This window comes from Lactiplantibacillus herbarum (genome assembly GCF_001039045.1).
In the GTDB taxonomy this organism is placed as follows: domain Bacteria; phylum Bacillota; class Bacilli; order Lactobacillales; family Lactobacillaceae; genus Lactiplantibacillus; species Lactiplantibacillus herbarum.
Map to the genome: position 1 here is coordinate 1 of NZ_LFEE01000018.1, position 14,002 is coordinate 14,002.

General features: G+C 44.1%; 13 protein-coding genes and 1 riboswitch. Of the genes, 8 read left to right on the forward strand and 5 right to left on the reverse strand.

Annotated features, from left to right (window positions below; translation table 11 throughout):
* On the reverse strand, positions 1–697 hold a 697-nt coding region (locus tag ACG95_RS05080), incomplete at its 3' end, for a YhgE/Pip family protein (RefSeq protein WP_202812189.1).
* Between the two features lie 31 nt (positions 698–728).
* Positions 729–1,076, reverse strand: a complete 348-nt coding sequence (locus tag ACG95_RS14520) for a hypothetical protein (RefSeq protein WP_047999479.1) — start codon at positions 1,074–1,076, stop codon at positions 729–731.
* A gap of 256 nt (positions 1,077–1,332) precedes the next feature.
* Here ACG95_RS14520 and ACG95_RS05090 point away from each other — a divergent pair, with 256 nt between their 5' ends.
* Entirely contained in the window at positions 1,333–2,331 is a 999-nt protein-coding gene (locus tag ACG95_RS05090) for a glycosyltransferase family 2 protein (protein ID WP_047999480.1), read from the forward strand.
* Entirely contained in the window at positions 2,328–4,313 is a 1,986-nt protein-coding gene (locus ACG95_RS05095; protein ID WP_082137306.1) for a hypothetical protein, read from the forward strand. Before ACG95_RS05090 ends, ACG95_RS05095 begins: the two co-directional genes overlap by 4 nt.
* Positions 4,314–5,158: 845 nt before the next feature.
* Here the strand turns inward: ACG95_RS05095 and ACG95_RS05100 are convergent.
* Positions 5,159–7,720, reverse strand: a complete 2,562-nt coding sequence (locus ACG95_RS05100) for a YfhO family protein (protein ID WP_047999481.1) — start codon at positions 7,718–7,720, stop codon at positions 5,159–5,161.
* A gap of 251 nt (positions 7,721–7,971) precedes the next feature.
* Positions 7,972–8,102: riboswitch (FMN riboswitch) on the forward strand.
* Positions 8,103–8,254: 152 nt separating this feature from the next.
* Between ACG95_RS05100 and ACG95_RS14735 the strand changes: the two genes are divergently transcribed.
* From ACG95_RS14735 to ribH, 5 genes are read left to right on the forward strand one after another with little or no spacing between them, the layout of a single operon-like run.
* Positions 8,255–8,539, forward strand: a complete 285-nt coding sequence (locus tag ACG95_RS14735; protein ID WP_237756457.1) for a bifunctional diaminohydroxyphosphoribosylaminopyrimidine deaminase/5-amino-6-(5-phosphoribosylamino)uracil reductase RibD — start codon at positions 8,255–8,257, stop codon at positions 8,537–8,539.
* Positions 8,487–9,323, forward strand: coding sequence for a bifunctional diaminohydroxyphosphoribosylaminopyrimidine deaminase/5-amino-6-(5-phosphoribosylamino)uracil reductase RibD (gene ribD, locus ACG95_RS05105; RefSeq protein WP_237756458.1), 837 nt, complete (start codon positions 8,487–8,489; stop codon positions 9,321–9,323). The genes ACG95_RS14735 and ribD overlap by 53 nt, the downstream gene beginning before the upstream one ends.
* Positions 9,324–9,926, forward strand: coding sequence for a riboflavin synthase (locus ACG95_RS05110; RefSeq protein ID WP_047999482.1), 603 nt, complete (start codon positions 9,324–9,326; stop codon positions 9,924–9,926).
* Complete coding sequence (locus tag ACG95_RS05115; protein ID WP_047999483.1) at positions 9,926–11,140, forward strand: bifunctional 3,4-dihydroxy-2-butanone-4-phosphate synthase/GTP cyclohydrolase II; 1,215 nt, start codon at positions 9,926–9,928, stop codon at positions 11,138–11,140. The genes ACG95_RS05110 and ACG95_RS05115 overlap by 1 nt, the downstream gene beginning before the upstream one ends.
* Positions 11,140–11,604 carry a 6,7-dimethyl-8-ribityllumazine synthase gene (gene ribH, locus ACG95_RS05120; RefSeq protein ID WP_047999484.1) on the forward strand — a complete coding sequence of 155 codons (465 nt, stop codon included), beginning with the start codon at positions 11,140–11,142 and terminating at the stop codon, positions 11,602–11,604. Before ACG95_RS05115 ends, ribH begins: the two co-directional genes overlap by 1 nt.
* Positions 11,605–11,679: 75 nt before the next feature.
* Here the strand turns inward: ribH and ACG95_RS05125 are convergent, their stop codons facing one another.
* Together ACG95_RS05125 and ACG95_RS05130 are read right to left on the reverse strand one after the other, a co-directional pair.
* Complete coding sequence (locus ACG95_RS05125) at positions 11,680–12,072, reverse strand: tautomerase family protein (protein WP_047999485.1); 393 nt, start codon at positions 12,070–12,072, stop codon at positions 11,680–11,682.
* Positions 12,073–12,148: 76 nt separating this feature from the next.
* Entirely contained in the window at positions 12,149–13,021 is an 873-nt protein-coding gene (locus tag ACG95_RS05130) for a LysR family transcriptional regulator (RefSeq protein ID WP_047999486.1), read from the reverse strand.
* A gap of 125 nt (positions 13,022–13,146) precedes the next feature.
* Here ACG95_RS05130 and ACG95_RS05135 point away from each other — a divergent pair, with 125 nt between their 5' ends.
* Positions 13,147–13,995 (forward strand): alpha/beta fold hydrolase, encoded by an 849-nt coding sequence (locus tag ACG95_RS05135; protein WP_047999487.1) that lies wholly within the window; start codon positions 13,147–13,149, stop codon positions 13,993–13,995.
* The last annotated feature ends 7 nt before the right edge of the window (positions 13,996–14,002 follow it).

Sequence of the window (14,002 nt, forward strand, 5' to 3'; positions counted from 1 at the left end):
CGAATGTCAAAGTATCCAAACACGTTCTGAGATTGCTGGCCATGTTACTAGTCAATTGAATTGGGTATAGGCCCGTTGAAGATGAAATTTGTAAGACTAAGAAGATGGTTACTAGCCAAGTCCCTACCGCACCAAGTAAAATTTCGAGTGCAAAGATGATCGATAGGAACGTCCACGCACCAAGTAGTATCAGCAAGAATAAGCGTGGGTTAGATTGCGTCTTAAGCCCTAAGAATCTGTTCAGTGTTCCGTAAAGTAAGACGGATTGAATCACACCAACAGTGGCAATGATTGACGCTTTGCTGGCCCACCAAGTGAAAAAGTTTTTAGGGTTCTTGAATGGTTTATAACCATCAAACATGGTACCAAGGCCAATCCCGCCAACGAAAATACCAAGTGAAATGGCGAATGGTGCCATCCCAGTCCCGTTATTAGGAACTTTAGATTCGTCAGTAAGGGTTGTTTTAACTGGATTTGCAAGGTAGTAGGCATTGTGGCTATTGGCATGAATTTTGCTGAGTTTTTGAGAGCCGGATAGGAGTTTAGTCGCGATTGCGGTGTTACCCGCAGTCAACTTGGTCATTGCCAACCCGGATTTAGTTTCGCCAGCATTGATTTGCGTATTGGCGGCTGCTACTTTAGCAAGTCCCTGTTTAATCGGTAAGGTTGTTGGGCTGGCTGGAATCTTTTGTTGCATCGTTGTCAGCCCCGTTCCCATCTGGATACTACTATTTAGAAGTGACTGCCAATCCTTGGGGGTCCATATCACGATCAATCGCGGTAGCACCGGTACTACTATTGATGCTTTTAGTCGTTTTGAGGCCGGGAATAACATAAAATTCTGGTGCGGAATCTTGATCTAAAGTATTTTTTAAGTGTGGATAGCCTTTTAATAAGCTTTTACTGAACTGGCTGTTAGTTTGAACGGCAGGTGAAATACTAGTGCCATCGCGTTCGACGCTCCAAGTCGAGGCGCCTGCGGTTTGGTCGGCGACTGTTTTGTGAAAAACAAGTTCGCCAAGTACAACGATAGCCACAATTGAAACGCTAATAAGACTCACTTTTTTTATATTCAATTAGATTACTCCTTAAGATTATGGAAATAATAGTTATACAATTATTAAGTTAGTTAAGATTGTGACATAACTAACACTAATAATCCATGATTTACGATTAATTACTAGTAATGAAATCGTTATCTGAAAAAAGTTCAGATAACGTTCAAATTGAACTACTGTTGTCTTAGTGGCGAGACGCCTATACTTGGTTGCAAGTTAGCCGATTGTTCTTTAATAATGGCTAGTATCAGGCATATTACAGGGGGTAGTTACAATGAATAAAGCACGCTTAACAATTATTGTACCTTGCTATAACGAAGAAGAAGTCTTACCAGAGTCTTCCAAGGTATTGGGTGGAATCTTAAATCAGTTAATTCAAAAGAATCAAATCAGTTCTGCCAGCAAATTGTTGTTTGTTGATGATGGTAGTAAAGATAAAACCTGGGAAATTATTAAGGGTTTAGAGAAGCAAGCTGCTATTTTTACAGGAATTAAGTTCAGTCGTAATTTTGGTCACCAGAATGCGTTAATGGCTGGAATGAAAACGGCCGCTGCAACGTCGGATGCCGTGATTACCATTGACGCTGATCTTCAGGATGATCCTAATGTGATTCCAGAAATGGTGATGAAGTTCAACGAGGGTAGCGACATTGTCCTCGGTGTCCGTAATGACCGTACCACGGATTCACGTTTTAAACGTTGGACGGCCGAGACCTTTTACAGTTTGATGGGGCGCATTGGGGTTCAATTAGTACCTGATCACGCGGACTTCCGACTATTGAGTCATCGGGCCGTCAACGCGCTGATGCGTTATTCTGAAACTAACTTATTCTTACGGGGAATTATCCCACAACTAGGTTTTCCGACAACCAAACTTTATTATCAGCGCAAGCCCCGGTTTGCTGGTAAATCAAAGTATCCATTTCGCAAGATGTTAGCATTTGCAATGGATGGGGTGACCTCATTTTCGATTGCACCAATCAAAGCCATTCTGTCAGTGGGGATCGTTATTAGTGTGATCAGCTTGGGTATGATGTTGTACGCCTTTATCAAAGGCCTTTTCGGTACGACTGTCGATGGCTGGGCCTCATTGATGACCAGTCTGTGGTTCCTGGGTGGTGTTCAGTTGATTGGAATCAGCATTGTTGGTGAATACGTAGGCAAGATCTTTGCTGAAGTTAAACACCGTCCACGCTATATTATTGAGACTGATGATTATACGGTAGCACAACGACCAGCAGTGTTGGCTCAACAGCAACGGGTACGCGGATGAAGTCGCTCGTAAGGGGCGTTAATTGGTTAACCGCTGGTTTCTTAGGATGCGCACTTTTAGTCGCATGGCTCCAACCGGTTAACTTTTTAGGCGACCCAGATTGGCCTTCGCCAGCCGTTATTTTAGTGTTGGTACTAGGCCTATTAATTGTTCTGAATGCAGGACGCGCTTGGTTACGCCAGTGCTCAGAACGGACTTATCGCTGGTTGCTCTGGGCGACTGTGGGATTAATAATCATTGCACAGTTGGCTGTTGCCATTAATTTTATCGATGTGGGCCGTGCAGATGCTTTCTTTGTCCGTAATCAGGCGATTGCACTGGCACAAGGAAAGCATGTTTGGGCGCATTACTTTATGATCTATCCCAATAATGTTAATTTCGTGTTGCTAGAGGCGACATTGATCAAGCACATTATCAGTTTTGTAGCAACGCCTTGGACTATCTTGAATGGACTCAGATTTATCTGGGTCGATACGGGTTTAGTTAGTGGCTTATATTTACTAAAGCGTTGGCGACGTTGGCAGCCAGGGGCACTGGCCTTGTTAGTGATATGGCTAGTCAGTGTGCCAATCTATGCGTATAGTTTGTTTGCCTATACGGACTTCTTGGTATTACCAATAATGGTTGATAGCTTGGCGTTGTTGATAGCCAGTTTACATCAAAATAATTGGCGACGTTGGCTACTACAACTACTGAATGGGTTGTTGGTTGCCTTTGGCCTAGTCATGAAATCCAACTTGATTATTTTATGGATTGCGATGTTGATCATCGTTGTCGTATTAGGCATTCAGCATCGGTTAACTTGGCGTCAAGTTGCTAGTTGGTTAGTGAGTGCCATTGTCACGTTGGCTTTAATGATGGGCGCCATGAAGATTGCTCAGCAACGGGCTGGTTACCAACAGAATGTCAACGTAGCCTTACCAACGACCAGCTGGGTTGCAATGAGTTTAAATCCTAAGAGTAGTGGTCAATATCAGGGCAGTGATTTCCGAGCAGTCAAGGACACTAAAACGGCAGTAGCTAAGCAGGCTCAAACTAAAACGATGATCAGTCAGCGCCTGCAACAAATGGGTGTTAGTGGAACAATCGTGCATTTGTTGAAGAAGTTTCGCATCTTCTGGGCGACGGGTAACTTTGATAGCTTTAAGTTAACGACGCAGTGGATACATGCGCCTGGCTGGTATCAAAATAACCAACGTCAAATTCAGTTTTGGTTAGTTACTATGAGCCAAGTCATCTATTTGACGATGCTCGTACAAGGAATCTGGGTGCTCTTAAAGCGTAATGATTGGCCAATCTTCTTCATTTCATTAACAACGCTCGGACTGATGTTTTTCCATGTTATCTTATGGGAGGTCGAAGGGCGCTATGCCTTGCCAATTTTACCAGGACTGATGCTATTAAGTATCCTTGCTGGCAGTGAACTACCAGTATGGCATCGACAAGCGCACGGACGGCGGCAGCTGACGTGGACTGCAATCGTATTGGCTGGCTTTAGCATGGTGAGTTTGTGGCAGACGAGCCAAACGACGCTAATTAAAAATGAAGTGGTTGGTCGGCAAGGTAACGGGATTTATATCCAGCCTACTTTTAAGACGCTTCAAGTGGGTCAGCAAGTTGTCGTTACGATGCCGACTAGCGGTCTTAGCAATACCATTCAGTTGACACCAAAAAATGGTCGTGGTCGAGTGACCATTCAGCTGCGCCGACATAATCAGTTGATCAAACGATGGACCGGTACGACTAAGCAGTTAACCAATTTGCACTATTCAAACGCGCAGACGGGGACGTTAAAGTTAACGATTAAGAATATCGGTCAGTCGCCAACAGCGTATGGTGCGATGGTTGCGGCATACAATCCTAGTTCAGGTCAGATAACAAAGACTAATCAAGCCTATATCCAGTATTTTGTTCAGCGGCAGTTGCAACAACCAAAAACGCTAACCAGCAGCGCGGTGTCTGTGGGGTGTGATGCTAGTTAGTTTAAGTGCCACGATAGTTGCGGTTTGGTGGGCACCTAAATCCGAAAAGGAGGAATGATCGTCATCTGACGGTAACGGCTAGACGGAGCTTACGACAACTGAATTATATTCAATTAAACTAGACTAATCAGTCATTTGATTAGTCTAGTTTTTTGAGCTATTTAGTTTAGATTAATGAACACAAAAAAACTGACTGGACAAGCTGTCCAATCAGCAACTTAACTAAATAGTCTAACTTACCTGCGGAGTGAGTTATTAGAAATGTAGCTAAGGTAAAACTGTTAATACGGAGAAGGATCCCTAATTCCTTCAACAATTAGGGAACAACTCTATTATCATGTTATTTAGCTAACCCCGCCATTCAGATTGTCTGAATGTTATCTGAAATTTTATCAGAAAGTGGGTTGTTGATTTAAATCTGTTGAATGGAATAGTCAAGTAGAGAAAGTTATATTCTGCTTGAAATTGTTAGTAGCAACTACTAGTGCAATTATCAAATTTGTTATGATTCGACTGGGTGTTAAGACCAAAAATTGGATCCTCAACAGGTCTGCCGATAATAGCGTGGTAAAGCAGGATTTTAAGGTGATTTAAGTCATTCTATTGAGCGCTGTGATTAAGTTTGGGTTATACATTATACTGTGCTTAAAGGGATTTCTTGAAGGCTTGAGTGACGGCGGATTGCTGTGGTCAGCCAGTATAGTGTGTTATCAAATGGGCAGATTACTGTCCCGTATCAATGATATTAAATAAAAAAATCGCTCTTGAATCGTTATACGATCAATTCAAGAGCGACCAACTTATTTTATTGATGTTGCTAAGGTGATGGTGCGGTTAATTAGTTATTAGTCTTGCTGTTTACGTCTACGAAACCAAACATTCAATAAGCCGAAACTCACCAGACTGATTAATGAAATGATAACACCGGGACGTAATCCAGGTACGTGGTAAGTCATTTGAATCTGATTCTTACCTGCCTGGATTGGTAAAGCGGTCATACCGCCAATTACAGTTTGCGGTGTTACGGCCTGACCATTAACGGTAGCGCTCCAACCCTTATCAGCAGGGATTGCGATGTATAGCCATTTTTGATTAGAACGATTCGTTATTTGACCACTAACAACGGTTTGCGTTCCCGTAACGTGGTAAGTCGGGGTGAAACGACTGGCTAATAAGGACTGTTTAACTTGATTGAATTTGGCTTGGTTGAGACTCGCAATGTGAACGTGGGTACCTAGTATCGGCTGAGTGCGTTTGACTGTTAGGGTGACTACAGTACCCTTAGTGAAGTCACCAAGGTAACGAGATACGATGGCACCGTCAGCGTTGAACTTAGTTGGGACAAGGTGGCCGTTCACGCGCATTGTTGAGAATTTAGAATTACCCAACGTGTCGTTATAGTAGAGTGAACCGGTATTGTTCATTCTCAATTGGACGGTGTGAAGGTAACCGTAAGTAGTTGCACTGGGATCAGATTTGACCTTGTCATTGAGTACGGTAGCACTAGCAAAGTAAGGTGTCTTACTAGGTTGCAGGCTCTGTAAGATTTTCTCCTGATTAGCTAGCGCGCTGTTGGCTTGTAATGAAAGTTGTTTAAACGCGTTTGAGACGACGAAGCCGAGACCATTATTGCTACGCATGCTGGTGTTGGCACTACCGGTAACGTTCAATTGAACATCGTATTTAATATCTAGCAGTAACTCACTGACTGGGTTAAGCCCTTCAGAGCTGACACGACGGACATTTTTAGAATAGAGTCCGAGCGACTTAAGCATTAACCGAGTTTGATTAGTAAAAGTTGAACTGTAATAAGTGATGTCATGGAAGTTAAAGAGCATCGGGTCATTGTAGTTACGGTATTTACTATTGTAGCTAAAGGCCTGATTGATCAAGGTATTCTGATTTTCTACACGGTACAGCTGACCATCAGGATCGTTGACCGTTTGCATCTGTTGGTATTCGCGCTTGTAGGCTTGAATATAGGCACTTTCGTTACCGTATGAGGTGTTTTGCATCGTTAAGTAACTATTGGTTCCGAGTTCTGCAATCACGATCCCGGCTAGTAATAACTGTTGCTGGCGATTGATGGTTGTAAATAGTGCTAACGCAGTAGCTATCACAGCAATTAAACTGAGTAATAAGGTTGAGATTGCCAGTAGATCAGCACTGGATAGTTGCACGAACCAGCCGATAATGAGCAATCCGGCCAGCAGTGTCGGCAGCTGCCAACGCCATTTAAGCGCAATTTTTTGAGGATCAGCTTGCCAAGCCTCAAAGGCAACCATTATCAGGACAAAACTGAAGAAGAACGCATTACGGTATGGAAATCCTGCGGGACGTTGGAACATGTGCCACATAGTATCGATAGTTCGAATTTCCATACTTAGAAATAGGGCAATCAATAGTCCAGCAACGTGCTTTTTGTGCCCCTTTTTAATTAAGGGATGAACAAAGTAGGCCAGTGCTAATAAAACGACTAGTGTACTACTAAAAAGTGTAGGTGCATGCGACAACCGGGTTGCAAAACTATTAGCACCTAAGCCCAATTGACTGAAGACGGATAGACCGAATTCGGGAATTGGGAGGTAACTACTAAGCTTAACAGCTGATTTTGCCGTAGTAAGCATTCCGAGGCCAGTGGGGATTAAGAGAAACATCGTACTGAGACCACTAAACAGGGTGGTCAGAATGACGTTACGGATTAATTTTGATTGCTGCTTACAAGTTTGCCAGATAGAGGCGTTTGGTGTTTTTAATTCAAATAGTTGGTAGATGAAATAATAGATGACGAACAGGACGGTCATGTAACCGAGATAGTAATCCGTGATGATGCTGACCCATAACCAGCCAAAGAAACGAGCGGGATGCCCCGTTTTAATTAAGTGGTCGAGACCATCAATTACTAAGGGTAACCAGATAAGGGCATCTAACCACATGATGGTGAAGTAATTCAAGGCAACGAAGCCTGACAGACTGAAAGCTAGTCCGAAAATTGCGGTTGACCATCTACTTGTATAGAAATGATTCTGTAAGAAAATCGTCATCGTAATGGCAATCGCTGCAATCTTTAACATAATCAGGACACTGAGGCCGGTCGGAATATTGGCCGCAGGGAATAAAAGAATGATTAAGTTAAAGGGGCTTAGTAAATAATAGGCAATAGTAGGAAGCGCGTTACCGCCCAGCGATTGTGAAAATGAGTATAGTTGAAAACTATGGGTCAGTATTGCATGACGGTAAGCAGTGAAAAAGGATAAGTATTGACCGCCCATATCGCTAATGAGTAAGTTATGATTTCCGAATGGCGTAATTCCCTGAACAGCGAAAACGATTCCCATAATAACAATGGCGAGCATGCCTGCAACTACTGGCACCTGCCATCGATGACCCCTGATTTTTGTTTGCATTTGTATTCAACTCCGATATCAATAATAGGTTCAATTATACCGTGGTTAACTGGGAAAACCATTTAGGTCAAACGAGAGTTTTCTGAAAATTTCTAAGAATTAACTGATCCTGCTAATGGTTAATCATGGCAATTAAGTGTTTAGTTATCAATGTATTCACAAGTTTAACACAGCATAAGGTGGGCTTCGAATAGATGCGCTTGTTGACAATTAGTTGGTAAAGTGATTTGATAAAGAGCGAAAACTAAATACGATTTCTTCGGGGCAGGGTGCAATTCCCGACCGACGGTAACAACTTAGGTTGAAGTCCGTGACCCGCGTAAGCGGTTGACCCAGTGCAAGTCTGGGACCGACAGTATAGTCTGGATGGGAGAAGAAAATTATTGCTTAAACTATTAGGCAGTAGTGGCTACAAAATGACCTTTTAAGGGGTTCTTTTTGGTGTTTTCTACTGGTGAAATCTATTTGGCAATCTCTTAAACACCCGATTATCGATTCTGATAAGCGGGTGTTTTTATTTTTGGAGGTGCACAAATGTTAACAGATTACATGCAACAAGCAATCTATCAGGCCCGATTGGGTGGCCCAGCGACTTATCGTAATCCTCAAGTAGGTGCGGTCGTAGTCAAAGATGGCCGTGTGATTGCGCAGGGCTATCACCACTACTTTGGCGGTGCTCACGCTGAGGTGGATGCGCTGGCACACCTAACGTCAGATCAGACGCGGGGTGCAACTTTGATAGTGACGTTAGAGCCGTGTTCGCACCATGGAAAAACGCCGCCGTGTTGCGAGCGGGTCACAAGCAGCTGGAATCAGTAAAGTTGTGATTGGACAATTAGATCCTCACGCTGTGGTTGCTGGTAAAGGTCGAGCCTATCTAGTAGCTCACGGTGTTGAAGTTATTACTGGCTGTTTGGAAGATCAGGTTGGACAGCTGAACCCGCACTATGATTGTTTTTATACGCAGCAACGGCCATGGGTAACACTGAAGACTGCCATGACTTTGGACGGTAAAATCAATGATGAGTCCTCAACGCGAACAATGATCTCTAATCACGAGAGTTACGTTGATAGTCAGCGTTTGAGAACGCAGTATCACGCCTTGCTGATTGGGGAACGAACACTTGAAATTGACGATCCACAGTTAACCGTTCGTTTAACGGCTATGGCACATCCACCCGTTCGATTGGTGCTTTTAAATACGAGTGCAGTGGCACAGAGAAAACAGTTGTTAACTGATACTGCGGAAACGTGGTTACTGTGCCGTCATGCTTCTGCGACTGATGCGCAATTAAATGAATTAGCACACGTCCATGTGAGTGTTGCGGATTGGACCCCGGCTAAAGTTAGGATGCTTTGTGTTGAACAGGGCTGGCAATCATTATTGGTTGAGGGTGGCGCTCATATCCAAGCCCAATTTATTGAAGAAGGGTTAGTGGACGAATGGATTAGCTATATGTCGCCAACACTATTAGGTGGCACAGCTTTGCCAGCAGCATTTAGCCACCAAGCAACGGTGCATCAATTACAGTTTGATGCGCTACAGTTAACGCGGTTAGGGGCGGATATTCGGATACGGGCACTAAGAAAGGTGGACGCGTAGATGTTTTCAGGAATTGTTCAAACTAAAGGTGAGGTCCATGAAATCAAACGTCATGCAACCGAGTTAACACTTACGATCAAGGCACCAGTTATCGTGACGCCTACGTTACAGATTGGGGCTAGTATTGCGGTGAATGGGGTGTGTTTGACGGTGACCGCTAGTCAAGAGGAGACGTTCACTGTTGCGGTGATGCCAGAAACTGTTCGACGTACCAGTTTACAGACTTTAACGAGTGGCACTGCCGTTAATTTGGAACGTGCTTTACAGATTAACGATCATTTGGACGGTCACATTGTGCAAGGCCATGTCGACTATTGTGGTCGTGTTCGGGCACGCATTGCGGATGAGCATGCCATTAGATTATTGATCAGTTTGCCAGTAGCCTATCGATCATTAGTTGTTGTCAAAGGATCGATTGCAGTGGATGGCGTCAGTTTGACCATTGTTGCGATCAATGATGATGAGTTTGAGGTTGACTTGATTCCACACTCACAAGCAGTGACCACATTGGGTTCAGTACAAGTTGGCGATCAGGTTAACATTGAAACGGATATTTTGGGAAAATACGTTGCCCGACAAAGGGTTAGTGGAGGTGTCGAATAATGGCTAATGTGATTGAAAAAGTTGAACGCGCCGTAGCAACATTAAAAAATGGTGGTCTAATTATTGTGGCAGATGATGAAACTCGAGAAGCCGAGGGTGACATGGTTGGTTTGGCAGCTAAAGCAACGACGGCCACAGTTAACCGGATGATTACATCAGCTAGAGGCCTATTGTGTGTGCCGATTGCACCAACGATTGCTGACAGACTACACTTAATGCCGATGACAACTGAACGGGATGCGTTTGGGACGGCCTTTACGATCTCAACGGACCATCACACCACGACGACGGGAATCTCAGCGGCAGATCGGGCAACAACTATTCAAGCGTTGGCGGATTCATCGAGTCTGGCAACAGACTTTTATCATCCAGGGCACATCTTTCCATTGGTTGCACGCGCAGGCGGATTATTGGAACGTCGCGGACATACGGAAGCGGCCGTTGAATTAGCTAAATTAACGGGTGCGACTCCAGCGGCTTACATCTGTGAGATTATCAAAAAGAATGGCCAAATGGCGCGCCGTAAGGATCTTAAAGCACTGGCTGAGGGACTACAATTACCGATGATTACCATCGAAGATTTAAATAGGTACCTAGTCCAGACACAACGCGTTCATTTAAATACAACTGAGACTGTTCAGCTACCGACGACTATCGGAGATTTTCAGCTCACTGGTTTTCAGGTGCCTGGTCAAGCTGTATTACCGTTGGCATTACAGAAAGGGAACCTGACGGATGAAGAGCCAGTCCTAGTTCGGTTGCATTCGGAGTGTATGACCGGTGACGTGTTTGGTTCGCAGCGTTGTGATTGTGGTGAACAGTTACACCAGGCATTGCGACTGATTAATGACAAACAACGGGGCGTCTTGATCTATCTACGACAAGAGGGACGCGGTATTGGTTTAGCTAATAAATTAGCAGCGTATGCTCTACAGGAACAAGGTGTCGATACTTACGATGCTAATGTTCAACTTGGTTTTCAACCAGATGAACGGCGATATGACACGGCATCCCTGATTTTACGACAGCTAGGTATCACGCGGGTACGGCTAATGACTAATAATCCAGATAAGGTTCAGCAATTAACGGCGGCTGGCATTGAAGTTGTTGAACGCGTACCTTTGGAAGTGCCCGCTAATAGTCATGATAAGGACTATTTAGCGACTAAACGCGATCGGTTTCATCATCAATTAACTTTAACGGAGGAGCACTAATGACAACATTTAAGGGTAATTACACAGGTACAGGAATAAAAGTCGGAATTGTTGTCGCACGCTTCAATGAATTTGTGACGGCAAAATTGCTTGCGGGAGCCATTGATGATCTGCAGCGACATGGCGTTGCGGCAGAAGCAATTGACGTGGCGTGGGTACCCGGAGCGTTTGAGATTCCACTCACGGTTCAACGGATGGCAGCAACTGGTCGCTACGATGGTTTGATTGCGTTGGGTGCGGTGATTCGTGGCGAGACAGCACACTTTGACTATGTCTGCAACGGGGTCGCTAACGGAATTGCGACGGTCAGCTTGGCAGCCGATATTCCAGTGATGTTCGGTGTTTTGACGACTGACACGATTGAACAGGCGATGGATCGAGCTGGCTTTAAGGGTGGCAATAAGGGTGCTGATTGTGCAGTTAGTTTATTAGAAACAATTAATTTACAGCGTACCTTAGCATAAGCTATTTGATGAGTAAAATGCCGTGGGAAAACCAATTATGGTTTTTCCACGGCATTTGTGTTTGTTATGACGAGATTAATTCAGCTTTCCGTTCAAGAATTGGGCTTCGCCATCACCAAAACTCCAATCTTCTCTGGTGTTTGGCGTGATGTTAATCATCACATCCGCTGGTGCGATGCCAGTTTGATCATGTAATTCTGCGACGACGCGTTGATAGAAGCGCTGTTTGTCTTCCACTTTACGGGGACTAGAAGTTAAGCTGATCATTAAGAAGTCGTGGGTCCGTTGAAAGCCCAAGCCAACGTCCTCAATGATCATTTCTTCTGGATCGTGCTGAGTGACAATCTGGTAGCGATCGCGTGGTAATAGGTGAAACTCTTCAGTCGCAACTTGATAAGTGATATCTAAAATCTGTTTGATAGCGGACTTACTACGACCGCGGTACATATCGATACGCATTAATGGCATTTAAATGACCTCCTGATTGATGATGGTTTAAAGTATACGCGTTTATTAGTGATCTTAAAAATATTAATATCGAATACTAGCTATCTTGATTGTTGATAGCTGCTGGACTTAATCCTGCAATAAAGGCTTTAAATGCTGGTCCACTGACGTAATCCTGCCGGTAGACAAATGAGACTGGCAAGGTGGCAAGTGCGGTAGGTAACGGAAAGCTTTGAATGACATTAGTCGCTAAGTAAGGTTCAACAACACGTTTAGGTAAAACGCTGATGCCGAGACCGGCACTGACGCTTGCAATGATGGCATTCAGATAGTCGAATTCGATGGCGTGGTGTAGGCTGACGTGTTCAGTATCTAACCATCGTTCTAACACTTGTCGGTAGGAACAACCGGTTGGAAAAACCAGTAAGTCATGGTCCGTTAACGTGGGTTGCATCCCCGCTGCTGCAATCAGGCAGAGCTCGTCAGTTGTGATTGGAAGTACGGTTAAATCTGGATCATCGATGTTACCGGCGATGATTGCGCCATCGAGTTCGTAGTTACGAACGTGCGTGATACTAGCGAGGGTGGTTCCGGTGGTCAGCGTTAAGTTAACATCTGGATTAGTTTGATGAAATTGGGCTAGCTGCTGCGGTAGAAAAGTTGTGGCAGCGGTTTGAAGCGTCCCAATATGCAAATCGCCCTGAATCGTTTGGGAGTGTTGTAGCTCGTTAATCGCATTTTCGGTTAGTTGAACAATCTTAATAGCTTGTTCATAGAAGGTTTGTCCGGGGCTGGTTAGTTTAATACCACGATTGGTTCGATAAAATAACTGGGCGCTGACGGCAGTCTCTAGTTGTTGTACTTTAGTGGATAGATTGGACTGGGCATAACCGAGTTCACTTGCGGCTGCTGAGATGCTACCCTGTTGGGCGATTGTGATAAACATTTTAAGGATATCGATAGTAATCATGGTTGTTCACTCCTGCTATATAAATTATGGATGACTATATTCTTGATTTCGTATTTTATTATATATCAAAAGAGTGCCATAATAGCCTTATTCAAGTAACTAAATAAAAAAGTGAGGAATTAATCATGGAATTTAAAACAATCAATGTTAACGGCTTAGATACTTTTTATCGCGAGGATGGGGATCCAACCAAACCAACCTTCTTATTGCTACACGGATTTCCAACGGCCAGCCATTTGTTCCGTAACCTGATGCCCATGCTAGCCCAGAGCTTTCATGTTTTAGCCCCAGATTTTATTGGTTTCGGTCAGTCTGCGGCACCATTACACACAGATTTTGACTATACCTTTGATAACTTGACGAACTACGTTGATGGCTTTCTTAGTGCGTTAAACGTTAAACAATTCTACTTATACGTCTTTGATTACGGTGCCCCAATCGGTTTTGAATTAGCCGCTCGTCATCCAGAACGGATCCTAGGTATTGTCAGCCAAAATGGTAATATTTATCAGGAAGGGCTCGGTGCCAAGTGGGCTGATCGCCAAACGTATTGGCAGCACCCAACCGCCGAACTACGGCAACAATATCAAACTGCATTCAAAGCGGCAACGATTAAAGGACAGTATCTAGGTGGTGAACAGCCAGGGAGTGTGTCCCCAGATGGCTACACGCTAGATATTCATTACACAGAATTACCAGATTACGCTGAACGTCAGTCTGATTTGATTTTCGATTATCAAAATAATGTTAAAAACTACCCACGTTTTCAGCAGTATCTGCGCGATAATCAACCGGAATTAATCGCTGCGTGGGGGAAGAACGATCCTAGCTTTGTCTATCAGGGGGCACAAGCATTCTTAAAGGATGATGCTAACGCTGAAGTGCACCTATTGGATGGTGGCCACTTCGTACTGGAATCGCACTGGCAGACAATTGGTCAATTGATCTTGGATAAGTGGACCGTATCTAATTAGTATCCGG